Annotated in this window: 24 protein-coding genes; 7 read left to right on the top strand and 17 right to left on the bottom strand. The window is 44.5% G+C overall.

The window, feature by feature from the left end:
• Positions 1-22: 22 nt before the first annotated feature.
• The 3 genes from AC23N5_RS05830 to AC23N5_RS05820 all read right to left on the bottom strand — a co-directional run bounded on the left by AC23N5_RS05830 (position 23) and on the right by AC23N5_RS05820 (position 2,332).
• Complete coding sequence (locus tag AC23N5_RS05830; RefSeq protein WP_487754833.1) at positions 23-460, bottom strand: hypothetical protein; 438 nt, start codon at positions 458-460, stop codon at positions 23-25.
• Positions 461-732: 272 nt separating this feature from the next.
• Positions 733-1,569, bottom strand: a complete 837-nt coding sequence (locus tag AC23N5_RS05825; RefSeq protein ID WP_487754832.1) for a helix-turn-helix domain-containing protein — start codon at positions 1,567-1,569, stop codon at positions 733-735.
• A 4-nt stretch (positions 1,570-1,573) separates the two neighbouring features.
• Positions 1,574-2,332: an alpha/beta fold hydrolase gene (locus tag AC23N5_RS05820; protein ID WP_487754831.1), complete on the bottom strand. Its 759-nt coding sequence runs from the start codon at positions 2,330-2,332 to the stop codon at positions 1,574-1,576.
• Positions 2,333-2,406: 74 nt separating this feature from the next.
• Here AC23N5_RS05820 and AC23N5_RS05815 point away from each other — a divergent pair, with 74 nt between their 5' ends.
• The gene (locus AC23N5_RS05815; RefSeq protein ID WP_487754830.1) at positions 2,407-2,631 is read left to right on the top strand and encodes an element excision factor XisI family protein; all 225 of its coding nucleotides are present in this window, start codon (positions 2,407-2,409) and stop codon (positions 2,629-2,631) included.
• A gap of 55 nt (positions 2,632-2,686) precedes the next feature.
• Here AC23N5_RS05815 and AC23N5_RS05810 read toward each other — a convergent pair whose 3' ends face one another.
• Both AC23N5_RS05810 and AC23N5_RS05805 read right to left on the bottom strand, forming a co-directional pair.
• Positions 2,687-3,367, bottom strand: a complete 681-nt coding sequence (locus AC23N5_RS05810; protein ID WP_487754829.1) for a hypothetical protein — start codon at positions 3,365-3,367, stop codon at positions 2,687-2,689.
• Between the two features lie 68 nt (positions 3,368-3,435).
• Positions 3,436-4,281 (bottom strand): helix-turn-helix domain-containing protein, encoded by an 846-nt coding sequence (locus AC23N5_RS05805; protein ID WP_487754828.1) that lies wholly within the window; start codon positions 4,279-4,281, stop codon positions 3,436-3,438.
• A gap of 322 nt (positions 4,282-4,603) precedes the next feature.
• Here AC23N5_RS05805 and AC23N5_RS05800 point away from each other — a divergent pair, with 322 nt between their 5' ends.
• Positions 4,604-6,961, top strand: a complete 2,358-nt coding sequence (locus AC23N5_RS05800) for a right-handed parallel beta-helix repeat-containing protein (protein WP_487754827.1) — start codon at positions 4,604-4,606, stop codon at positions 6,959-6,961.
• 114 nt (positions 6,962-7,075) lie between these two features.
• On the opposite strand, the gene AC23N5_RS05795 is transcribed toward AC23N5_RS05800, so the two are convergent.
• Positions 7,076-7,243: a hypothetical protein gene (locus AC23N5_RS05795; protein ID WP_487754826.1), complete on the bottom strand. Its 168-nt coding sequence runs from the start codon at positions 7,241-7,243 to the stop codon at positions 7,076-7,078.
• Positions 7,244-7,258: 15 nt separating this feature from the next.
• Positions 7,259-8,125 (bottom strand): hypothetical protein, encoded by an 867-nt coding sequence (locus AC23N5_RS05790; protein WP_487754825.1) that lies wholly within the window; start codon positions 8,123-8,125, stop codon positions 7,259-7,261.
• 158 nt (positions 8,126-8,283) lie between these two features.
• Between AC23N5_RS05790 and AC23N5_RS05785 the strand changes: the two genes are divergently transcribed.
• Positions 8,284-8,934 carry a Uma2 family endonuclease gene (locus tag AC23N5_RS05785; RefSeq protein ID WP_487754824.1) on the top strand — a complete coding sequence of 217 codons (651 nt, stop codon included), beginning with the start codon at positions 8,284-8,286 and terminating at the stop codon, positions 8,932-8,934.
• Between the two features lie 4 nt (positions 8,935-8,938).
• Here the strand turns inward: AC23N5_RS05785 and AC23N5_RS05780 are convergent, their stop codons facing one another.
• The 7 genes from AC23N5_RS05780 to AC23N5_RS05750 all read right to left on the bottom strand — a co-directional run bounded on the left by AC23N5_RS05780 (position 8,939) and on the right by AC23N5_RS05750 (position 14,679).
• Positions 8,939-9,724 carry a helix-turn-helix domain-containing protein gene (locus AC23N5_RS05780; protein WP_487754823.1) on the bottom strand — a complete coding sequence of 262 codons (786 nt, stop codon included), beginning with the start codon at positions 9,722-9,724 and terminating at the stop codon, positions 8,939-8,941.
• Positions 9,725-9,811: 87 nt separating this feature from the next.
• Positions 9,812-11,140 (bottom strand): NAD(P)/FAD-dependent oxidoreductase, encoded by a 1,329-nt coding sequence (locus AC23N5_RS05775; protein WP_487754822.1) that lies wholly within the window; start codon positions 11,138-11,140, stop codon positions 9,812-9,814.
• A 12-nt stretch (positions 11,141-11,152) separates the two neighbouring features.
• Positions 11,153-11,761, bottom strand: a complete 609-nt coding sequence (locus AC23N5_RS05770; RefSeq protein ID WP_183975602.1) for a hypothetical protein — start codon at positions 11,759-11,761, stop codon at positions 11,153-11,155.
• 106 nt (positions 11,762-11,867) lie between these two features.
• On the bottom strand, positions 11,868-13,310 hold the full coding sequence (locus tag AC23N5_RS05765) for a BamA/TamA family outer membrane protein (RefSeq protein WP_183975759.1): 1,443 nt from the start codon (positions 13,308-13,310) through the stop codon (positions 11,868-11,870).
• A 26-nt stretch (positions 13,311-13,336) separates the two neighbouring features.
• Positions 13,337-13,717, bottom strand: coding sequence for a type II toxin-antitoxin system VapC family toxin (locus AC23N5_RS05760; RefSeq protein ID WP_487754821.1), 381 nt, complete (start codon positions 13,715-13,717; stop codon positions 13,337-13,339).
• Positions 13,704-13,871 (bottom strand): hypothetical protein, encoded by a 168-nt coding sequence (locus AC23N5_RS05755; protein ID WP_487754820.1) that lies wholly within the window; start codon positions 13,869-13,871, stop codon positions 13,704-13,706. The genes AC23N5_RS05760 and AC23N5_RS05755 overlap by 14 nt, the downstream gene beginning before the upstream one ends.
• Before the next feature lie 37 nt (positions 13,872-13,908).
• Positions 13,909-14,679: a M15 family metallopeptidase gene (locus AC23N5_RS05750; protein WP_487754819.1), complete on the bottom strand. Its 771-nt coding sequence runs from the start codon at positions 14,677-14,679 to the stop codon at positions 13,909-13,911.
• A gap of 154 nt (positions 14,680-14,833) precedes the next feature.
• Here AC23N5_RS05750 and AC23N5_RS05745 point away from each other — a divergent pair, with 154 nt between their 5' ends.
• Complete coding sequence (locus AC23N5_RS05745) at positions 14,834-16,300, top strand: Gfo/Idh/MocA family protein (RefSeq protein WP_472487128.1); 1,467 nt, start codon at positions 14,834-14,836, stop codon at positions 16,298-16,300.
• Between the two features lie 63 nt (positions 16,301-16,363).
• On the opposite strand, the gene folB is transcribed toward AC23N5_RS05745, so the two are convergent.
• The 3 genes from folB to AC23N5_RS05730 all read right to left on the bottom strand — a co-directional run bounded on the left by folB (position 16,364) and on the right by AC23N5_RS05730 (position 19,119).
• Positions 16,364-16,714: a dihydroneopterin aldolase gene (folB, locus tag AC23N5_RS05740; RefSeq protein WP_028525015.1), complete on the bottom strand. Its 351-nt coding sequence runs from the start codon at positions 16,712-16,714 to the stop codon at positions 16,364-16,366.
• An 84-nt stretch (positions 16,715-16,798) separates the two neighbouring features.
• Positions 16,799-17,596, bottom strand: coding sequence for a DivIVA domain-containing protein (locus tag AC23N5_RS05735; RefSeq protein WP_487754818.1), 798 nt, complete (start codon positions 17,594-17,596; stop codon positions 16,799-16,801).
• Between the two features lie 74 nt (positions 17,597-17,670).
• Positions 17,671-19,119, bottom strand: coding sequence for a M61 family metallopeptidase (locus AC23N5_RS05730; protein WP_487754817.1), 1,449 nt, complete (start codon positions 19,117-19,119; stop codon positions 17,671-17,673).
• Positions 19,120-19,247: 128 nt separating this feature from the next.
• On the opposite strand from AC23N5_RS05730, the gene AC23N5_RS05725 reads away from it, so the two are divergent.
• The 3 genes from AC23N5_RS05725 (at position 19,248) to AC23N5_RS05715 (ending at position 23,791) form a co-directional block, all read left to right on the top strand.
• Entirely contained in the window at positions 19,248-21,155 is a 1,908-nt protein-coding gene (locus tag AC23N5_RS05725; protein ID WP_487754816.1) for a tetratricopeptide repeat protein, read from the top strand.
• Between the two features lie 71 nt (positions 21,156-21,226).
• Positions 21,227-23,077 (top strand): tetratricopeptide repeat-containing sensor histidine kinase, encoded by a 1,851-nt coding sequence (locus tag AC23N5_RS05720; RefSeq protein WP_487754815.1) that lies wholly within the window; start codon positions 21,227-21,229, stop codon positions 23,075-23,077.
• 75 nt (positions 23,078-23,152) lie between these two features.
• Positions 23,153-23,791 carry a response regulator transcription factor gene (locus tag AC23N5_RS05715; protein WP_183975586.1) on the top strand — a complete coding sequence of 213 codons (639 nt, stop codon included), beginning with the start codon at positions 23,153-23,155 and terminating at the stop codon, positions 23,789-23,791.
• Positions 23,792-23,811: the final 20 nt, after the last annotated feature.

Here is a 23,811-nt window from a genome sequence, read left to right as displayed (position 1 = left end):
TTTGATTGTCAGTTTATTTGGGTCAATAATAATGTTCTGAAATACTGGTTATTTTCCACGCGTTTCCTACCTTTTCGAGCAATACCACTCGGTGGGCTTTTACTGATTTTCCATCGGGGGCGGTGTAGGTGGTTTGATAATTGGCACTGGCAAAATTTCCCGCTGATTTGATTTTAAAATCGGCATTGCTCACACTGAGTGGCATGGCAGGCGGAAAGGCGTCGTCGCGGGTAAAATCGGCTCCCGTGCGAGACGTGTAGCTGCCGTCGGGTAAATTTACGCTTACAATGGTATGTTTTGTGTCTTTGGGGTCAAACGACCACTGTTTCCGTACTTCGCTGGGTTGATGCGCTTTGAGTGCTTTTGCTTCGGCGAGGAGGGTGGCTTTGATGGCGTCATCGTTGGTTTGGGCATACAAACTGCCCGAACCAATCAAAAGGGCAAACAATAAATTTTTCATTTTTAACAGGTTGTTGGGTGAAACATAACTGTACAAAAATGGGGGCCTAAAACTGGTTTTTAGTGGTAAAAAATCGTTGAATTATAGGTGGTACGTTAATGATTGTACAGAGCTATGACTTGCTTAAGAACAGATTCCCGATGCCTTGCTACCTACCGATGTCATTGGCGTTTTTTTAGACAATCAAACTTAGCTGAATAATAAACATGAGTAGCCAGATGACGATTGCAAGCATGTGGAAGTGGTAAAAAAAAGCTACTTGGTTTTATTGTTTATTTGTCCATAAATCTAGCCATTACCTCTGGGCGAAGAGCGTATTGTTGAAGCATGATATTGGGGGTACTGTTGGCAAATGGCTTGAAGTCTTTGACTAAATGGTAATAGTCGGTGTAACCAAAATGCAACGCAACACTGAGCCAATCAATGTGAGGATGGGTTTCTTTATATTGAAAAGTCTGATAAAAACGATTGATACGACTGTATAATTTGGGGCCTATGCCCATGCGTTGGGTAAAGCGGCGTTCAAATTGGCGAGGACTAAGACAGGCTTGGTCGGCGAGCCAATCTAAAGAAAAACGATTTGGGTGAAGAGTCAATATTTCGCCAATGCGGTCTATGCCATTGGTTTGTGCTTTTACTCGCTTTACTTTTCTCCACAAAAACTCTTCGGCAATGCCAATGATTTCATGCTCGCCATTGGCATTGGCTATTAAATCGTTTACTTGACGAAGTTCTGCACTTAGTAGAGGTTCGGCATCACAGAACTGGGTTGTAAGTTCTTGGCTCGATATTCCCAAAAGGCGATTTAATGCCCCTCCCTGAAAAACAATCATCAACATCAAAAAATCAGGCTGAAAATGTGTTTCAAAATTGAGCCTCAGCACCTGTTGCCCAAAAATAGCCGTTTTCGAGACCCTCACCGACTCACCCGTATGTGGGTTATGATTGTGAATAAACCCCCTTGCAAAGAAATTGAGCGACTGCTCTATTCGAGTTGGGTAGGGTTTCGTTATAAAATCTACTGGTAATGGTTTATCAAACTCTACCAACAGATAGTTTTTAATGAACGTCTGCAAACCTAAACTCGGCAGTATTTCCTTGTAAATCATGGCATTACTTGCATTTTGTCAAAGTTACAACAAAATTTCTAGGTTGAAAACGCATAGGATAATGATTGCCAGTGAGTTGTAGTATTTTCCAACCTCGTTCTTTGGCTCGTCGGGCAAAAGGGGCAAAGTTCGCTTTGCTAGTATCGCCATTGTCGGGCAGCATCAAGATATAGAACGTAGGAATCTTTTTGACAGTAAGGTTTTTGAGTGAAATAGGTTCAGTAAAAGTTTTTAACGACTGTGGAACATCGGTGGGTGGGGTAGGACTAGTAGCTCCAAAGGGATAAGCTACAAAACCATTTTTGGTTAAAGGTTTTGTCATAGCTGTTTCTTCGGTTTCGCCTCGTGCTGCAAACAAACTTTCGCCATCGTTAGGGACAAAAGCATCTACATAAATCAATTTACCAATGCGGTCGGGTATTTGCTCTGCCACCCCCGAAATCACCATGCCACCGTAGCTATGCCCCACGAGCGTGATGTTGTGTAGGTCTTCAAACAAAATCATGTTGACAATATCCTGAATATGGGTACTGAGGTTAATGTCAGCATTTGCCAAATGAACCCGCTCTCCCAAGCCCGTCATCGTAGGGCGATACACCTTATGCCCCTGAGCAGTAAGTATAGAATCCACCTTTTTATACTCCCAACCCCCGCCCCAAGCGCCGTGTACAAAGACGTAGGTCGCATCGGCGAACCGTTGTTGGGCGTTTGCCTTCATTGCTACGAAGAGTAATACTAAAAAAAACAAAAAGTGCTTTTTCATTGATTTTGAAAGGGTTAAGTTCAAAACAAAGGTAAAAAGCACTTGAGGGTGGTTACAAGTAAAAAAACGACATTGTGTTTAATCATGAGATTGTAGATGAAGTTGCTTCAATGTTATCTTCTTCTAACAATACTGATTCCTTACTTTCTATTGATGATGAGCATGGTCAATATCTTGTACTTTCGGACAGTTGGGAAGGTATTGAACGGCATTATGGGCCTTTGGTTCATATTGAAGTAAAACCCAATGCCAAAGTTTGGTTACGCTATGACGGTACTGGTCTCGAAATTGGGCAATAGCTTTTAGATAAAGGTGTACTTCCATCTGACCTTGTAGAAGATTAGTTATTGATGTTTAATTCCCAAAAAACAGTTGCCAAATTTGATTCAACAATTCCTGATTACCCAAAAATAAATAAGCGACAATTGCCAAATTGAACACATAATATCCGAGTCCAATCAGGTATGGTTTGTAGGTTTTGCGAGTAAAAAATTCTACCCCAAAAAATAATAACCACAAGCCCAACTGCACAGCCAAACCATTGGCAAGCAGGCGAGCTACCGCAGGATTGATAAAAGGTATGATGCTCATCACCATAAATCGGGCGTGATAAGCGGGCTTTCGGCGAAAGTAAATAGCCAAGCCATAAAAAACCACGAAAACAGGTACATCGAATAGATTGGCAGTGAAAACAGGCAGGCTTTTTTCTCGACTTTGCTCTTGGTTGATAATCAGTAAAAGCGAGACGACCATCAAGACCACCACTACGTACGACGCTTTGCCCACCACTCTATGCCATTCGAGTTTTTTCTGCACAATCAAAATCGGCTGAACAATGAGAATCAGCAACCAGATAATGATGATGAGAGCGTGAAAGTGAGTAACGGTAGTAATGGCAATAGGAACATTGCCAATGGGACTGATAACACCTTGAAAATCTGGAAATTCACCAAAGTAACTTTGGTAGAAGCAATAGATGACCAAAATAAAAAAGGCAACAAAAAAGTAGGGTAGAAAGCGGTAGGTTTTTTCCATCGTGGTAAGAATTTTTTCGAAACTTACTGCCTTTTAAGCGTGTAGAGGTGGTAAAAAAACGACAGGATTTAGCGCGTAGCCATTGTTTTTGTCACCAGCCCCAGCCTGCGCTCAGGAGAGTCCAGTTCTGCTTGAAGGATAAGATTGGGCGTAACGCCAGCAAATTGTTTGAAGTCCTTGACTAAGTGTTGGTAATCGTTGTAACCCGTTTGTAGAGCGATACTTAGCCAATCGAGTGAAGTGCTTTGTTGTTTGAGCTCAAATGCTTTATCAAAACGACTAATACGAGCCAAAAATTTAGGGCTAACGCCCATGCGTTCAATAAACTGTCGTTCCAGATGTCGTGGACTCCAACACGCCTGGTTTGCTAGCCAATCTAACGAAAAACGATTAGGGTCTTTAATCAGTAGCTGCCCAATTTGAGCCACTGGACTTGCGTCAATTTTTCGTTTTTTTGCTTTTTGCCACAAGTATGCCTCCGCAATTGTGATGATGTCATGGTAAGAGGAGGCATTGGCCATTTGTTCATTGACGGTTTTTATCTCCTGTCCAATCACACTTTCTGTGTCGAGGTATTGGTCGGTAATGCAACGGAGTGGGACACCAAATAATTGGTACATGGCGTCAGGCCAAAACACCACTTTGAGCATGATATAGTCGTTTGAAATGTGCAAGTTAAGTCTCGAAACTTGCTGACCTGACACGTAACAGGCTCCTCGTTGTACGACTTCGTCGGTGTGCTGATTGATACTCGTAAGCGGAGTTCGTGGGTTAAAAGTGAGGCATTGTTCGGGACAAGGCGGGTATGGTTTCACAAAAGATGCATTGCCCTGCTTTACCTTAAAATGCAGCAGCAAGTACTTTTTCACAAAGGGAGCAAGGAAAGGCGAGGGAGTAATGTGTTCAAAAACCATCCTTTTCTTTGAAATAGAATTGACAGGGTGTACGAATAAATGCCGTTTTTAAATTTGTGCGCTATGCGAAAATTCTATGTGGCCTATGTGTTTACCTTGGCCTAAATACTTGCAAAGTCTCGTACACCCAATTGATAATGAGCTAATTCAAAAGTAAACAATGAAGTTCTAAAACAGAATACCGCTAAATAAGTTGCCCCGACGAAGTGGTGTGTCAACAAAAGTAAAAATAGGCGTGAAGTCGCTTTTTTGATGGTAAAATGCTGACTTTGATACACGTAAGTCGGCAACTTATTCCTCCATTTCTCAACCTCTCTTTTTGATGATGATACGTTTTTTTGCTTTGTGGGTGATGAACTGCATCTTCGTTTCGGTAGCAAGTGCTCAAGTGACGTACTATGTGGCGCCTAACGGACAAGATACCTATGCAGGTACGCTGCAACGGCCCTTCAAAAGCGTATCCAAAGCCATCGCCCTAGCCAAGCAAGCCAAAGGGAAAAAGGTGAAAATCTATTTGCGAGAAGGAGCTTATTATTTGCCTACTACCATCACGTTGGATGCTGCGGAAGTAAAGGCGTCTGCGCTGGAAATCGAAGGATATACCAACGAAAAAGTGACCATTAGCGGGGGAGAAGCTGTACAGTTAGCTTGGAAACCGTTTAAAAATGGTATGTATCAGGCTCAAGTAAGTGGTAGTACTGCCTTCGAACAACTTTTTGTCAATGGGCAATTACAGCATTTGGCACGTTTTCCCAATTATGACTCTACCGCTCGGGTATTTCATGGAACATCAGCGGAGGCAACAAGTCCCGAACGCGTACGGACGTGGAGTCAACCCGAAGGAGGGTATGTCCACGCCCTTCACTCGGGCGAATGGGGCGGATTTCACTACCTAATTACGGGCAAAAGCCAAAATGGTGAGTTGGCGTTGGAGGGAGGCTGGCAAAACAACCGCCCGTCGTCGATGCACAAACAGTACCGTTTTGTCGAAAATATTTGGGAAGAATTGGATGCACCGCACGAATGGTATTTTGATAAAAAGACCCGTACGCTGTATTTTATCCCGCCATCGAACGTCAATCTTTCCAAGGCGAAATTCGAGGTTTCGGGGCTGCATTCCTTGTTTGAACTGCGCGGTACTCCCGAAAAACCGTTGCGTAATGTTCATTTCAAAAACCTGCATTTTACCCATACCGAACGTAGCTTTATGGAAACCAAAGAGCCGTTGGTCCGCAGCGATTGGACGTTTTTTCGCGGCGGAGCCGTGCTGTTGGAGGGAGCAGAAAACTGTACTTTGACCGACTGTGAATTTGCTGATTTAGGAGGGAATGCCATCGTAATGAGCAAATACAATAGAAATAATACCGTTAAAGGGTGTTATATTCATCATATCGGGGCGAGTGCCGTAGCGTTTGTGGGCGACCCCAAGGCCGTACGTTCGCCCTCGTTTCGGTATGAGTGGTCGATTCCCTACGAGCAACTGGATAAAACCCCTGGCCCTCAAACCAACAATTATCCGCAAGCTTGTTTGGTAGAGGATAATTTAATCCACGATGTAGGCCAAATTGAGAAACAGGCCACGGGTGTTCAAATCGAAATGTCGGCGCAGATTACCGTGCGTCACAATAGCATCTACAACACGCCAAGGGCAGGAATAAACATCGGAGATGGGGCCTGGGGCGGGCATGTGCTGGAGTACAATGACGTGTTTAACACCGTACTAGAAACAGGCGACCACGGTGCTTTTAATTCTTGGGGGCGTGACCGCTTTTGGTACGCTAATCGACGTTACATGGATAGTCTCACAGCGGTACATCCAGAGCTGATACTGCTTGATGCGCAGCAAACGACGATTATCCGTAACAACCGTTTTCGCTGTGACCACGGCTGGGATATTGACCTCGACGACGGTTCTTCTAACTATCACATTTACAACAATGTATGCCTTAATGGTGGCCTCAAGCTTCGGGAAGGATTTTACCGAATGGTTGAAAACAACATCATGGTCAACAACTCATTTCACCCGCACGTTTGGTTTAAAAATAGCCACGATGTGTTTCGGCATAACATTGTGATGAAAAAGTATTTTCCTATTCAAATCAACGATTGGGGAAAGGAGATTGACCAAAATTTATTCCCTGATTCAGCCGCCTTGGCGTTGGCCCAAAAGAACGGCACCGACTCCCGAAGTAGGGCTGGGGCTCCTGTTTTTGTAAATGCCTCGGAGGGAAATTATACCGTTAAGAACGTATCGGAGGCGCTGACGGTCGGTTTCAAAAACTTCCCGATGCAGCCGTTTGGTGTGCAGAAAATTTCCCTGAAAAAACGAGCTTTACAGCCTGAGTTTCCAGCACTGCTAACCAACGAATCGGTGGAAGGAAAAGCTGTGGCGATTAATTGGTTAGGCAGTTTGCTCAAAAACGTTGAAGGCTTAGGCGAACGTTCTGCCTATGGCCTGCCCGATGAAACGGGCGTCATCATAACGAGTACTGGTGCCAATAGCCTGTTGTCGAAAGCAGGTTTACAATCCAAAGACGTCATCCGCATGGCTAATAACAAGCCAGTCAAAACCATTCGCGATTTGCTAGAAATCTATCAAGAAGTCAACTGGCAGGGGCACATGGAAGTAGAAGCATTGCGAAATCAGCAGTGGATGAAGGTAAGGCTATCGTTAAAGTAAGGACGTCGTCTGCGCTATTAAAGCTCAAGTAAGATAGTGGACAATGGCTCAGGCATAGAGAAAAAAGGTGAGGGAGTAGCCTTACGCTTGGGAGTTGATGCTAAAAAATTAATTTCAAGGGTAAATCTCTTGTTTTCGCTTTGTTAAAAAAGGACAAGCTGCCACCAGCAAAAAAACCAAAATAGAAAACCACTCCCTTCCCTGAAAATCCTTGATGACTTGCGGGTGCATTTCATTGATTTTTGCCACTTGCTCGGAGGTAAGGTCAATGAGTGCGTTCATTCGGCGATTTTGAGTTTAGTTTTGGATTCTGCTTATGCCACTTTTCTTGGATTTTGTCAATAAAGCTACTCCCAACCAATACAAAAGAAAAAACGGTATGCCTGGAATAAAGAATAGCATTAATATCTCAAAACCTTTGGGAAAGTTAAATTGAATAAAATAAATCATTATTGCAGTGATTATCCCAAGTAGGCTAAAAATGACGGACACGATTGGTGACCAACTATTGGTGTGCCGCAACTTATAAAAATAGACTGAAAGCCACATTATCAACGAAAACTGAATCAGTCGCCCCAATATGCCAATGTTAACAACAGCTGTGCTGTCATAATGTCTGGCAAAATCTTCTACTTTTTTGCCTTGACTTATCCATTCTTTCATTGCTTCGGGATATAGGTAATGATGCCTAAATTCCCAGCTAAATTCGGCAAAAGCAAGAATAAAAACGGCTATCATCAACCACCTCATTAAACGCTTATTTTTGAACGAGTTGCTCATCAATAGCAAGAAGCCAAATACTCCAAAAAGTATTGCTGCGATGAATAAGAAAATATAGCGCAAATGCTCTCGTTCGGGATGTTCAAGCATTTTGAGGCTGAGGTCAGGAGCGGAGGCTAATCCAAATATACCTATCAATGGGCAAACTAGTAAAAACAAAAATGCACCACTAATGGGCACGCCTTCAAATGATTGTAGAGAGTTTTTAAAGAATAACCAAACCGCTAATACAATGGCCATCGAAATAACACTACAGATGGTGACATACCTCAGAAAACTATTGCCTTCTACGTAGGGAGAATAGCGCCCAATCGCGATGACAACCAAAAAAGGCAGTATGACTAAAACGAAGGTTGTCAGAATATATATGGCTTTCCTTTTCATTCGTTTACAGGGGTTTATGTTTTTGCAAACGTAGGAATAGAAAGAAGGGGAAGCATAGTAAAAAAACGACATTTTTCTTGTAGTACTTCTTTGTAATCAAGCCTAATTGATGTCATTTGTCCTAATTTTAGTACATTTGTTTACCAACTGAAAGTACCATGAGCAATCGCCTTATTTCTGAAATTCTGAATGAACCAGACGCTTATTTTTTGATTCAAGCCATTGAAGTGGCACTTGAAAATGAAAAGCAGCGAAGAATTGCTTTTTATAATGACATCACCGAACAAGAAAAAGCAGAATTTATCAATGGTGAAATCATTGTTCATTCGCCTGTGATGATGCGGCACAATAATGCCTCTCTTTTATTGGCTCAATTGATGAAAGTATATGCGATAAAGCATCAACTTGGTTTTGTAGGTATCGAAAAAATCATGATTACGCTCACTCGTAATGATTATGAGCCAGACATCTGTTTCTTCAAAAAAGAGAAAGCCGCTATTTTTACCGAAAAGCAAACACTTTTTCCCGCTCCTGATTGGGTGGTTGAAATTTTGTCAGAGGGCACAAAAGAGCGTGACCGCGGGGTAAAATTCAAAGATTATCAAGCACATCAAATAGAGGAATACTGGATTATTGATCCCGACCACCAAACCATTGAACAGTATCACTACGCAGAAGGCGAATACGAACTGATTCTTAAATCGGCAGAAGGGCAGATTAAAAGTTTTGTCATGGAAGGGTTTCACATTCCAATTCGGGCCGTATTTGATGAAGCCCTAAACGTCGAAACCTTGAAAAAGTTGATGTAAGGTTTTAGTATATCACGGCATTCTCAAAATCAAATCCCGAAGGAACGACGCCCGTAAATTGCTTAAAATCCCGTAACAAGTGATTGGGGTCAAAATAGCCACAATGGTACGTTATATCGACCCATTTTAAAGCAGGATTTTGTTTTCTTAAGTTCATTACCTGATTGAATCGAAGCAGACGTTGGTAAATTTTTGGACTTACTCCTATGCGTTCCAAAAACTGACGCTCAAATTGCCGAGAACTTACACAAGCGGCTGCCGCCAGTTGGTCTAAAGTTTGCGTTCGTAAATTGGTTTGGGTCAGGACAACGTCGATAGGTAATGCTGCGACTTTACTTCTGTTCAGTTGACGAACCAAATACTCATTTGTCAAGGAAATAACTTCGGTGTCAGAGTCGGCATTACAAATGTGTTCTGAAAGCTGCTTCACCTCTCCACCCAACACCGCCGCACTTTCTTCGTATGTATTCGCAAAATACGTCATCGGAACGTTTAGCAGCCGATAGATTCCACCAGGCTGAAATAGTATCTTAAACATACAATACCCATCTGGAACCAGCAGCTTGGTGTTTCCAATTGTTGCCTGTCCCATAATCATTGTGTTAAAAGCTGTTATGGGTTTTCCCGTTGCATCAAAGGGTTGGGGCTGGCTGCGGGGGTAAAAATAGAGGCACTGCTCGGGTACGGGAGCCATCACCAAAGGAACACCGCTCCCCTGACCAAGGCGAAGCATCCAGTATTCTTTTACGAAAGGGCGCAAAAGGGGCAGGGGTAGAAATTTTTGTAACAAAGCAAAGCAGGTTTAGTATCGTTGAAAATACATTAAACCCGCCTGATACACAAAAAGATAGCATTAAAGTTAGTAAACGGTCTGACGTCAGCGGGACAACCGCAGCTTCTCAAAAAACTCAGGGTTAAAATCGGCTTCTTGGAAGTGCTCTAACACGTAGTCTAACGAGCGCTGTTGGCGTATCCACGCGTCGCAAGTAGCGTGGCGAAGGCGAGTGCCAAGGGCGTTAAAACCCGTGACTGCCTGTGTGTCTTGGCGGTAGTTGATTCGGATGGCGATTTCTTTGCTTGGGTGCTGCCAATAAAAGCTCTGAATGCCGTCGGGGCATTGGGCGGGGACTTCGCCGTAAGTTTGGTATTCGAGGTCAAAAAACTTGGCCGAATTAAAAAATACGCCTGGCTGGTAAGGCGTCCGTTGACCACCAATGGTCTGAGCAACGGTTTCGCCCATGATGCGGCCCGTGTACCAAATTTGCTCCACCGATTTACGGCCTTGCGGAGGTGTGCGGTGTTCGACGCAGTCGCCAACCGCATATACGTCGGGAAGGTTGGTTTCTAAATACTCATTGACCAAAATTCCGCGTTGCGTTTCGAGGGAGGTATTGGTTAAAAAATCAATCGTTGGTTCAACGCCGATGGAAATGCCTACAAGCTGGCAGTCAATCGTTTCTCCCTGCGAAGTGATAACACACTCCACCCGCTGAGTACCTTGGATTTCTTTTAGTTCGCAGCCAAATCGGAGATCAATCCCGCGCTTTTGGACATGTTGGGTGACAAGAGTAGATTCTTCGGGTGGTAATACACTGCTCCAATAACTTGATTCACGCACGAGCATGGTCACATGGATGCCGCGCGAATGAAGCATTTCGGCCAATTCTACCCCAATTAACCCACCACCCACGACCACGGCTTGTTTTACTCCTGCCGACGACCGTTCGAGTTTTTCCAAATCCTGAAAGCTATAAAGCCCTTGGACGCCATCCAGATGGGTATTGGGCCAGTCGCCAAAACGAGGCACAGAACCCGTTGCAATGATAAGTTTATCGTAAGAAAGTTCGCGTACTTGAGAGGCAGAAGTGGCTGGTTTTGAGGCCACTTTGGTGAGCCGCTCAAGTAGGGTTGGTTGGTAAACTACCGTTTGGCTGTTGGCCGAAAGAAACAATTTACGTTGGGCAAAATCAACTGATTCAATCGTTCCTCTGACTAGCTCAATCTTATTTTTTTGCCAAAACCAGTTTTCATAAGGTTGGGTATGCTCAAACTTGAGGTGCCCCATATACACGTACATCAGCGCCGTTCGGGAAAAGAAATAGTCGGTTTCTTTGGAGATAACCGTGATGCGGCAATCGCTACGTTTGCGCAGCTCCCGTGCGGCTGTGATGCCCGCAATTCCATTCCCGATGATAACAACGTGCATATTGAAAAGCGGCTATTGCAAAGGTTTGGGCTTTTTCTCGGTCGATTTGCCTTTGGCACCGATTCCGATGCGAAGGCCAAAATCTTTGCCTTTACTTACGTCTTCGAGCGATACGAGCATTCCCCCTCGGGCCTTCCACGTTGTACGTTTGCCTTGTTTTGAATCGGGTGCGTATTTCCCCGACAAATAGGTGTCAAATTGATTGTACAAACTTTGGGCATCGTTGGCTTCGTTGAGATAAATATCCACGCGGACGCCGTTGAGGGCTTTGTTGTTGTCGAGGTAATAAAGAATATCAATCGCTTCAAAATTCTCCGTTTCGTGCGTATATCCTACGTGGTTGGTGCTGTCTTCAAACAACTCAAACTTTTCTTCGGCCTTGATTTTGCTTAACGGGTCGCCAAACTTAAAACCACGAAAATCGCCCCCTTGAGGCGTAATGACGAGCTTCAATAGCTCTGATTGATTGCTACTTACAACAGGTGTTTTGACGGCATTGGCTGTATCGGTAGCAGCTTTCTGTTCGGCCGTTTTTTCGTTACTTTTTCCACACGAAAACAAGATTGCGACAACGCCAGCCAAGACTAATAAGTAGGTGTATTTTGGGTAATAATGAGTCATTTCGTCCAAATTTGCTTAAAATCCCTGCTAAGTTAGGGCTAAATACGCTTCTATACCAATGACTTACTTCTTTTTAATGGGAAACTAATACTTTGTTGGGTGAAAATCAGAACTCTCGGCCTATCGAAAAATAAGGACGTGCTTCGCCCAAGTGATTGACTGAATAATTGAGTCGTCCCACAAAATTATACCAAGTCACTACATCCAGCCCTATTCCTACACCCATCAACGGGCGGTTGGCCAATGTGCTGTTGTTTAGCGAACTGTATTGGTTTCGGGTATAACCAAAATCGGCGTAGATATTGGGGTAAATCGCCAAAGGAAAGGTATTAAACTGACGCATTTTGATGAACTTACTCAAGTTAAACGTTCGGTTTAATAATTGGTAGCGTAAATTGGTTTTAGCTAATGCAAAGTGTTGACCATCAATGACGTACAGTTCATAGCCACGGACAAGGTCAGTGCCGTATCCCAACCCCCGCGTTTGTAAAAAAGGCTGCAAGAAAGGGCTAGAAGTTTTGGCTTTGAAACTGTAGCTAAAAAAGAGCTTTTTGCCTAAGGAGAAGTATTGTCCATAGTTGGCAGTAGCCTCCCATTGTTGAACATCATCGGAAGAAAAGAGTCCTAATCGGCTAAAAACTATGCCATAATAAAACCCTCTTAAAGGATATTGGACCCGGTCGCGGCGGTCGAAAAAATGAGAATAGCTCAGTTGGAAATAACGCTGTTGTCGGCGACCTTCCAAAAAATAATTAGGATTTAGGCGTGCCACGGTATCGCTAAGGGTGGTATGGGAATATTGGGCGGTTATTGAATGAAAACCGTAGAACCGTGGCCGATAGGTAAAAGTAACGTAGGGGTTGAGCCGTTCGCGCATACGGCTGTCGCTCGGGAAAAAAATGAGTTTATCGGCACGGGTACGGTAAGGCAAGGTTCGGTTGGTCAGCCGAATCATTCCGACGGTCATGCCTAGTTTTTGTTTTTTGCCCAAATAAGGTCGGGAGTAATACAAATCAAGCCGAGGAATAAACCCAAACTCAGCGCGTAGTCGAAGGCGGTCGTTGTTGCCCGTCAGGTTTTGGTGTAAAATGTAAGTTCCGTAAATCGTGCGGCTCAGGTCGCGCCCGCGTTCGTACCACCATTCGTTGAAATTGCGGTCGGCGAGTTCAAATACAGGAAAAGCCAGCAAATACCATTGTTCTTTTAGAACGACCTCTACGTCGATGGTTTGGGGAGGAGCGATGAGTTTTCCGTCGGCTGTATAAAAACTCAGCGCGGTGGTGTCATTGTCTAAGCGCTTCTTTTTTAGCTCTACCGTGATGAACAGGTTGGTGTTGAGGATTTTGCGGCGGTCGTACTCCAGCAGCGAATCAAGCTTTTGTACCGTAATCACATCGCCTGCGCGCACATCCATTTCGCGGCGGATAATGTGCTCTCGGGTGCGAAAATTGCCCGTAAAAGTCACTTGTCGGACAAGGACGTGCTGGGTGGTGTCACTGCTGCCAAACAGCGAAAGCCAAAAACTATGAAAAAGTGCGAGAAGGAGCATGAAAGAGCATTTCGAATAGCAATTATTTACGGTACTGGAGTTTTTTCTAAAAAGAGAAAGTTTAATTCTTTAATTGAGCCAAATCCTTTATCAGAACTAATTAAGGGAATACCAGCCTCAATTGAGGTGGCCGCAATAATAGCATCTGGCAGTTTGATTTTATAGCGCTGACGTATCCAAATACATTTGTCTTTAATATTTGAATTCATGTCAATCGTGAAACAGTCGGCTATGAGCTTTTTTAGAATTGTTTTTTCAACTTTAGAGATGCTAAACTTGCCCAAAAGTTCCAATTCTGTAACGTATGAAATAGCGAAATGATAATCAAGAAAAGGTTCGACAACAGGATGCCCTTCATGTACATGAATGAGGAAGTTGGTGTCTGCAAGAAAATCAATCCCATTCATTTCTCAATTGCTTTTGATATTCAACGCCGTCAAGTTGTCTTTTCAAAGAACCAAAATGCTTGCGAAGGCTTTTGGCATTTTTTTGTTTTTTTACCCGCTCAATGATAGCGTCCCTTTCTTTTTCGGGAGTAGTATTTTTGATAATCGCAGTCATAATTTGAGGTTTTTTACAAAGATAATAACATTGTTGTTTACTCAATAAACCCGTATTTAGCTTTTGCTTTGGCGCGAGACAAGGCATTGAAATGCCACCATTCGGTCTGAATCGACGTAAATCCTGCCTTGAGCATGACGCGCCGTAGCAGCTTGCGGTTTTCGACTTGTTGGCGAGATAGTTTACCCGATTTGAGCATTTCGGCTTCGCGTCGTGGTTCGGCACTAACGCCAAAAAAATCAAAAATAGTGCCCATATCCAGCGGCTTGCCATTTTCGTCGGCGATGGTTAGGTCAACCGCACAGCCAAAGTTATGAATAGAGCCTTTGGCAGGGTCGGCCACAAAATCTTCGCGGCGGTTATAGGGCAAGTGACTCATCCGTGCCCAAAAAATCTTGGTAACACTCAGCGGACGAGCGCCGTCGTACACCAACAACGTATAAGTAGGCTTTTCTTGTTTTAAAAACTGATTGGCTTTTACCAATTTTTGGGCGGCCATGGGTTGCAAATAAGCGCGCTCTAAGTCGCCATAGACATCTTCTTTAATAAAGTTATCGGTCGTGGAGTACTTGAGTTCCACCTTGAGCGTAGGGTCGAGGGTTTGGATGTCCACTAGACCGTGTTTGATAAACTTTTTCTCCAACGTACCCACCTTTGTTTGGGCATAACCAGCCAACGAAAGGCTTACAAAAAGCCACAGCGCAGCAATTATTTTTCTCCTCTGAAACCAATAACCAATAACCGATAACCAATAACCGATAACAGTCTCCCCAATAGTCCACTTTGCTTTTAAGAACGTATTATACATCAGGCGTTTGCTTTTTTGTCTCTAATCAATCTCAAAAGTAAGCAGAGTTTTAGCATCTTTTCTAAAAAAATACTCAATAAAACGGTAATTATTGCCTGCTTTTGTGCTTTAAGTTATGAGTCTGTTCAAACAACTTAAAAAAACTACTAAACCAATGAAATCAAAACAAAAGACCTTATCGGTATCAAGACGTGATTTCGTGCAAAAGAGCGCCTTGGCCGTAGGTAGCTTTTTCATTGTGCCCCGCCATGTGATTGGAAAGGGTTATACTGCACCATCTGACAAACTTAATTTGGCAGCTATCGGAGCAGGTGGCAAGGGAACAAGTGACATTTTTAACGCATCAAACAACGGAGCCAATAACGTGGTGGCGCTCTGCGATGTGGATTACAAACAAGCTGCGAAGTCAATCGAGCGTTTCCCTAACGCAACTAAGTACAAAGATTGGCGCGAAATGTTGGCCAAAGAAGGTAAAAACATTGATGCCGTTACTATTTCTACGCCTGACCACAACCACGCGGTGATTGCGATGGCGGCTATGCAATTGGGCAAACACGTCTATGTACAAAAACCATTGACCCACAATATCTACGAAGCGCGTATGCTTACAGAAGCCGCTCGTAAGTACAAAGTGGTGACGCAGATGGGTAACCAAGGCGCGTCGAACCCTGCCCAACTACAAATGGTTGAGTGGTTCAATAAAGGATTAGTAGGGCCTGTGCATACGGTTCAAATTTGGACTAACCGTCCCGTTTGGCCACAGGGGATTCCTGTACCAACGGGTAAGCCTGACATGCCAGAAGGCATCGCTTGGGATCAGTGGGTAGGGCCTGCACAGTGGGTTGACTATCACCCAGGCTATCACCCGTTCAAATGGCGCGGTTGGTGGAACTTCGGTACGGGCGCGTTGGGTGACATCGGTTGCCACACCATCGATACTCCGTTCCGTGTATTGGGTCTTAATTACCCAACGGAAGTAGAGTGTAGCATAGGTTCGGTGTTCTTGAAAGACTGGAACCCAGAGTGGATTCCAGAAGGATGTCCGCCATCGGCGTTGGTAGAAATTAAATTCCCTGCCACTGCGAAAAATAAGAGCCCATTGAAAATGGAATGGATGGACGGCGGTTTGCGTCCGTTCCACCCTGATTGGATTCCTGCCAACGAACCACTTAGCACCGACGGAAACGGCGCGAACGGGGTGTTGATGATTGGTAGCAAGGGAATCATTGCCTGCGATATGTACGGCAACAATCCTAAGATTTATTACAAAAACGGCGACAAAGTAGAAATGGCGAAAGACAGCAAGTATGCTGCGCCTACAAACTTGCCAGAATACGGCCACCAAATCCACTGGACCGAGGCTTGTAAGGCAGGTTTTGGTAGCGACAAGCACAAAGGCTTGACGTCATCGTTTGATTACTCAGGACCACTTACTGAAACGGTATTGATGGGTAACTTGGCGATTCGTAGCTACATGCTTCGTCAACCAAAAGGCAATGGCTTCGATTACTACGGTCGTAAGAAGTTGTTGTGGGATGGTAACAACATGAAGATTACCAACTTCGACGATGCGAACCAGTTTGTGTCGCGTCAGTACCGCGAAGGTTGGAAATTGGTGTAAGCTATTTCCCGAAGATGATAAACAAAACGCCCCCGTCTGCCAAGCAAACGGGGGCGTTTTGTTTTACCCTTTCATCGTAATGCGCGAACGCGCACAGACGCCCCCGACGGGTGGGTTAAATTTTGATACGCTGACTTCGATGCTTTCTACGTTGGGGTAGGTGGCGCGTAGTCCTTCGATGATATTGTACGCAATGTGCTCCAGCAGCCGACTTGGCTTGCTCATTACTTCTACCACCACTTTATAGACCACTTCGTAATTGACCGTGTCGCGCAGGCGATCGAGGCGGGCGGCTTCTAAAAAATCGGTTTGGATGGTGACATCAATCGAAAACTTGTTGCCAATTTTTTGCTCCTCATCCGAGGTGCCGTGGTAAGCGAATATTTCAATTCCTTCTAATGCTACTGTTCCCAAAATAAACGTGTGTAAAGATGAATGAAAGCAAACCTATGAGGTTTCACGGTACAACGTTAGCTAAACCTCATAGGTTTTTTGGGGTTAAATTTGGTCAAAGAATGAACCCTCTTGCTTCGGTTTTTCTTCTTCAGAGGCAGGTTCGTCGGTTGTTTCTTCGGATACAGTTTCTTCCGTAATCGCCTCGGCTACTACTTCTTGTACGGCCTCTGGCGCTATTTCTTCTACAGGAGGTTGGCTTTCCACGATTTCTTCCACAATCTTCTCCGCTTCTAAGCGAGCTTGTTGGGTTTGCTCTCCTTGCAGAATGGCGTCTGATACTTGTGTTTTAAGGTCTTCGAGACGTTCGGCTACCGTATTTTGGGCAAATTTCTTTTCAAAACGCTCCACACTGTCCACCGTATTGTTGGCAAGGGTTTTGAGCTGGACAATCAAGTTGTCGCGGTATTTTTCCATGGCTTTGAAATCACGTTCCTGATTTTTAAAATCATTCATGATTTCTTCGCGCACGTATTTTGCTTGGTTTTCGGCATCAATGACGAGCATATTCGACTTCTTCCGCGCTTCGTTGACGAGTTCTTCGGCTTTTTGGCGCGCGTCTTCGATGTACTTTTCGGCGGCGGTTTTGGCCTGCTCGGTCATTTGCGTACTGGTATCTTCCGCCGTTTTGAGCATTCTAAACATCGTCAATTCTACTTCCCGAAGTTTGTTGAGCTCTTTTTCGGCTATTTCAAGCTGCATTTTTAGCATCTTGTTTTCGTTGAGCACGCGTTCCCATTCGTGAGACAAAGAGGCCAAAAAAGCATTTACTTCTTCTGCGTCGTATCCACGTAAGACTCTTTGGAAAGTATGTTGACGAATCTCAATCGGCGTGATTTTCATTGTCGTTGTTAGATTTATGCCTGATAATTTGGTGTTAATGTATAAAAAAATCCGCTAAAACACTCAAAAATGCCTTAAATATTGCCATTTAACCATTTTTTTCGTTCTAAAACGGCAGGTTCACTTCCTAATTCTTGTAGTTGGACTGTTCCGTCCCCAAAACTAACCATGTGTAAACCTACCCACGCGAGGGCATCGTTTAAGTGATTTTCCAGGGGTAAATTGCTCAAAATACAGTCGTTCCAGTACCACGGAAGCGTTTCTCCCGCAATTTCTTCCACCACTGCTTGGTAGTCTTCCATCGTATATCCTACAAAAGGTATGCCAAATCTTTGCCATAAAGCGTACATAACGTCATCGAGTGACCGTTTGTGGTTGTGAATCTTGCGAATGGTTAGGTCAAGAATTAACGCTGCCAACGCCCCTTTATGATACACCGATACTTTTCGCTGCGGAATTCCCTTCTCGTAGCCGTCGAGCCACAAGTCCCACGATGATTCTACCAACGATTGCTGGGCATGACGGCTATTTTCAAAATGGCGCTTCATGTAGGTTTGTAGTTCGCGATAGTAGCCTTCGTCATTGAAGACGCCCGAACGCCGTAGAAACAAATCGCCGTAGTAGGTCGTCACTCCTTCGGCCACAAAGCAAGTCGTGAAGTAATTTTCTTTGGTAAAATCGTACGGAAGTAATTCTTTCGGCCGAATCCGAATGATGTTCCAAGCGTGAAATAGCTCGTGTGAGCTTACGCCGAGGAGGTCGAGGTGCAGGCCATCGCCTTCATCGTCAGGGCCAAGTACGACCATTGTTGAGTGCCGATGTTCAACGCCGTGGTAGTACGGTGTGGGTAAAATCAGGTTTAAAAAGTGGTATTCGGGTTCAGGAAAAGAACCCATTACGGCGATTTGGGCGGCCGAAAATTTCTGAAAATCGGTGATAATTTGCTCCCAATTGGGCTTGATATTCCCTTGCATCCAAACGTAAAACGTGGTATCCTGCACCTGATAGGTACGGTGTTGGAGCGTTTCGGAAGCCAGCAAAGGGCTATCGACGAGTTCGTAATAATCTTTGGCGAACAGCGTTTTGGGCGCAATCTGCGGCAATCCACAGGCAATTTGGTACGTATCGGGAATGGCGAGTTGAAGCGTACAAGGTTGGTTCAAAAAAGCATCGGCATAGACACAAAGATTCACAGGATTTACATACCAAAAGTCGGTATTGACGTAGCTACTTCCTGCATTTTGTACATTGGCATAGTAGTTGTAACGAACCACCACTTCCGTTTCGGCACCCGTTTCTACCCGCCAGCGGTCTTTGGTAATTTTCCGATAAGTAAGTGGCTCATTATTTTTATTGAAAACTCCAAAACGCTGAATATTTTTGGCAAAATGCTGTAGCTCATACCTTCCAGGCCGCCAAGCAGGAAGTTGGATTTCGAGATATTCAGTTTCTACGTCGAGAAATGTACATTCGATTTCAATAAAACGGCTTTCTGGATTGGGGGATGATAGGAGATAATACATACGCTGTTGGTCAGTGGAGGGGGAATAAAACTAGGTAAAAATAGCAAAAAGCGCTTTCCAAAGTCAATGTGTAGTTTCTTTTCCAAAATAATAGTACCTTAAACGTAAATTCTTAACCCTACTTTTAAATGAAAAAAAGCTGCTTATTGGTAGGTTTTTTTGGAATACTTTTGGGTGCAATGGCGGTTGCCCAAAAACGTACTGTCCCCCAATCCACTGACTCGTTGGTTCAATTTTTAACCACTTCGCCCAAAGATACACTCTACCTGCAAGCACTTGCGGACTATGCCTGGAAGAAAGTGGATGCGTCTGAGTACAAGGCAGGAGACTCGCTGGCGAAAGTACTGCTGACGTGGGCGCAACAACTCAAAAACAAAAAAGGAGCGTTTGATTCGTACGATTTGCGAGGGCGGAGTGCGTACGTGCAAGGGAAATACAGCGAAGCGTTGGACTTTTACAAAAAAACGTTGCAGTTGACCAAATCGTCTTCGTTGGGGGCTTCGTCACAACAACGCGCTTTGACGAACGTAGGCATGATTCTTCATTTAATGGGGAACAACGAAGAGGGGTTGAAGTACGTGTTGGAATCTATCAAGATTTTTGAACGAGAGCGCTTACCCAAATTGTCAGGAAGTTCTCCCTACGATATTGCGGCGGCAATCTACCACCTTCAAGGTAAAAATGAGGTGGCCCTGAAATACTTTCAGCAGAGTTTGGAAATCAAAACAAAGGAAAAGAATTACCGTGGATTGGCCGTTACCAATAACCGAATTGGGTCGTTGCTGGCCGAACAAAAAGAATACCAACGGGCCTTGTCTTACCTTCAAAAAGCCGACAGTTATGCGCAGCAGGTTAATTATGAGGCTATTATGGTGGATATTGCCATCAATTTGTCGTTGGTGTACAGGGCTTTAAACAAACCCAAAGAAGATTTGGCGGCTTTAAAAAAAGGGGAGGAAAGTGCTAAAAAACTTAATCTTACGCATCATCTTGGGGCTATTTACGGGAATTTAGGCCAGTACTACCAATCTCAAAAACAGTACGAGAAAGCAGAAACGTATCTGAAAGACGCGTTGTCGATTTTTAAAGAAATTGGCTCGCTCGAATACCAAGGCTATATCTACCAAGCCCTGAGGGAAATGTTTGTGGAAAAAGGAGATTACAAACAGGCGTACGAAAATCAACAAGTAGCCCAAAAACTGAGTGACTCGCTGTTTTCACAACAACAAAAATCCCGCATGGATGAGTTGAGCATGAAGTTTGAAACCGAGCGAAAAGAGCAACAAATCAAGCTATTGCAAAAGGAATCGGAGCTTCAGTCGCAGCAAAACCGCCTGTGGCTCATCGGTGGAGGGCTGGCGTTGCTGTTGGCGTTGGTGAGCATTGTTTTTGTCATCAACCGCGCTAAATACCGTCGTTTGCGGGAGTCATTGCAGTTACGCAATAAGATTGCGGCTGATTTGCACGACGAGATAGGGAGTACTTTGAGTAGTATCTCGCTGCTGAGTGGCCTAACGCAAAAGCAACTGGCGGCCAATCAGCCTCAAAAAGCGGAGCAAATGGTGGGTAAAATTAGCGAAGATGCGCGGCAAATGCTGGAGTCGATGGATGACATTGTGTGGACAATCAATCCCCGCAATGATTCGATGCAACATTTGTTTACGCGTTTGCGGGAGTATGCCAAGCCGTTGGCGGAGTCGAAGGAGATAGCGTTGGATTTTGCGACGGATGCCCAAGTGGAGTCGTTAAGTTTGCCGTTGCAAGTACGTCAGAATGTGTATTTGATTGTAAAAGAGGCGTTAAACAACGCGTTCAAATACGCGCAAGCGAGCCAGATAAATGTCGAATTTAGAGGGCAGAGTGACGAATGGAACGTGGCCGTGGTTGACAATGGAGTAGGTTTCGACGTTGAGGCGGTAAATTCCCGCAATGGGCTCAAAAACATGAAAAAACGGGCGGAGGAAATTGGCGGGACGTTGCTCATTATGAGCCAAGAAGGACAAAAATCAGAAGTAAAATTGCAATTTAACCTATAACTCATCCTTCGGTTATGCGCAGAAACAAAGTGTTAATGCCCCTCTTTTTTATGGTTTTTTTGGGGGAAACGATGATAGCTCAAATCCCGAATACACGTGATTCGCTGGTGATGTATCTTAAAACTGCCCCCAAAGACAGCAACTACGTATGGGCGCTCAATCGCTACGCTAATAAGCTTCTCAATGAAACGGATGAATACGATAAAGTGGATTCTGTGCTAAAAATAGCGGAACCGTTAGCGCTAAAATATAACTACTTCTTAGGAAAGTACGCCAACACACGTGTGCGAGCTACGATGTACTATTATAAAACCGATTATGTCAAAGCGTTGGCTTATTTTCAAAAAGCGGTGGAAGAAGCTACTCGTTTTCAACTTCCTGGGAGCATACTGTATGAAGCGTACAGCAATGTTATCACGTTGCATAATAGCCTAAACAACTACGATGAGGCGTTGAAAATGTCATTCAAGTGCCTTGAAATGCAAGAAAAATACAAGCTCAAGCCGTATGCAAGTATTTATGCGGCCATTGGAGATGCGCTCAAAGCCCTTCGGCGTCCGAAAGAGGCGCTTGCGTACCTCAAGAAAGCTATTGTGATAGACAATGAGCAAAAAAATTGGAAAAATGCAGCTATTCACAACAATTCGTTGGGAAATATCTATGATGATCTCTCTCAGCCTAAAGAAGCATTGAAGTATTTTCAATTAGCCCTTTCGCTGGCCAAAAAAGCAGAATTTTTACGCGGCCAAACCGATTATTTGATAAATATTGGGAGGGTGTACCAGCAACTCAAACAGCCCAAAGAGGCAATCCGTTACATGGAACAGTCGTTGCAGTTGGCCGAGCAGCTAGAGGCAGTTACCTCGGTGGCGGTTGCCAAATCCAATTTAGCGTCGGTTTACCGTGAAATTGACCAACCCGAACGGGCCGAAGCGTATTTGAAAGAAGCCCTAGCGCTTGCCAAGAAACAAAATGATGCCGTAAGAATTGCCGAATACCAAGGCGGTTTGTCAACGCTATATGCAGAAAATCAGTCATTTAAAAAAGCGTATCAAAGCCTGCTCGAAAGTACAAACCTTAGCGATTCTACGGAAAAAGTAGCAACGGCACAGCAGCTTCAAGAACTAATTGCGAAGTACGAAACAAAAACCAAAGAGCAACAAATTCGACTGCTTCAACAAGAGTCTAAAATCAAAGACCAAGAACTACTCCAAAACCGCCTGTGGCTCATCGGTGGAGGGCTGGCGTTGCTGTTGGCGTTGGTGAGCATTGTTTTTGTCATCAACCGCGCTAAATACCGTCGTTTGCGGGAGTCATTGCAGTTACGCAACAAGATTGCGGCTGATTTGCACGACGAGATAGGGAGTACTTTGAGTAGTATCTCGCTGCTGAGTGGCCTGACGCAAAAGCAACTGGCGGCCAATCAGCCGCAAAAAGCGGAGCAAATGGTGGGTAAAATTAGCGAAGATGCGCGTCAAATGCTGGAGTCGATGGATGACATTGTGTGGACAATCAATCCCCGCAACGACTCGATGCAGCATTTGTTTACGCGTTTGCGGGAGTATGCTAAGCCGCTGGCGGAGTCGAAGGAGATAGCGTTGGATTTTGCGACGGATGCCCAAGTGGAGGCGTTAAGTTTGCCGTTGCAAGTACGTCAAAATGTGTATTTGATTGTAAAAGAGGCGTTAAACAACGCGTTCAAATACGCGCAAGCGAGCCAGATAAATGTCGAATTTAGAGGGCAGAATGACGAATGGAACGTAGCCGTGGTTGACAATGGCGTAGGCTTTGACGTTGAGGCGGTTAATACGCGTAATGGGCTCAAAAACATGAAAAAACGGGCGGAGGAGATTGGTGGGACGTTGGTCTTGGAATCGGTTTTACAGAAAGGGAGCGCAGTACGTTTAAACTTCAAGAACTAAGCCGTAAATCATATATTTATCCGATTTACAACGAGGCTATCGTCCTTTACCTTTGCCTAATAAACGAGAATTACCATGCCACGTATTTCGATTTACGACGACAACGATTCGTTTAGACATACCATCGCGCTTATCATTGAACTGAGCGATGGTCTTGAGCTGGTAGGCTCGCATCCTGATGCTACGCGGGTGCTCGAAACCGTTCAGGTTGAAAGGCCCGAAGTGGTTTTAATGGACATCGAAATGCCGTCTCGAACGGGCATCGAGGCCGTGGCTTTGTTGCAACAGTTGACATCTCCTCCCAAAGTGCTGATGCTGACGGCTTATGAAGATACCGAAAACGTCTTTGCAGCCATCGAAACGGGGGCGGTGGGCTATCTATTGAAGAAAACGCCTGCCGAAAAAATCATTGAAAGCATCGACGAAGTACTGCAAGGCGGTGCGGCCATGAGCCCGAGCATTGCGCTCAAAGTGTTGGGGGCTTTCCGAAAACCCAAACAAAAAATAACCTACGACCTGACTCCCAAAGAAATAGAAGTGCTGCATCGCTTGGTAGAAGGTGATAGTTATAAGCTCATTGCGCACCACTGTCAGATTAGTATCAGTACCGTACAGACGCACATTATGCGGATTTACGAGAAACTTCAGGTTAATTCCAAAGGCGAAGCCATCAATAAAGCCCTTCGCGAAAATGTCATTCAGCTTTCTCGCTGACCGTTAACTCAATTCCTACG

This window comes from Runella sp. R5_40 (genome assembly GCF_057652295.1).
Note: the sequence above shows the minus strand (reverse complement) of the source record. Positions and strands in the feature narration are given on the sequence as shown.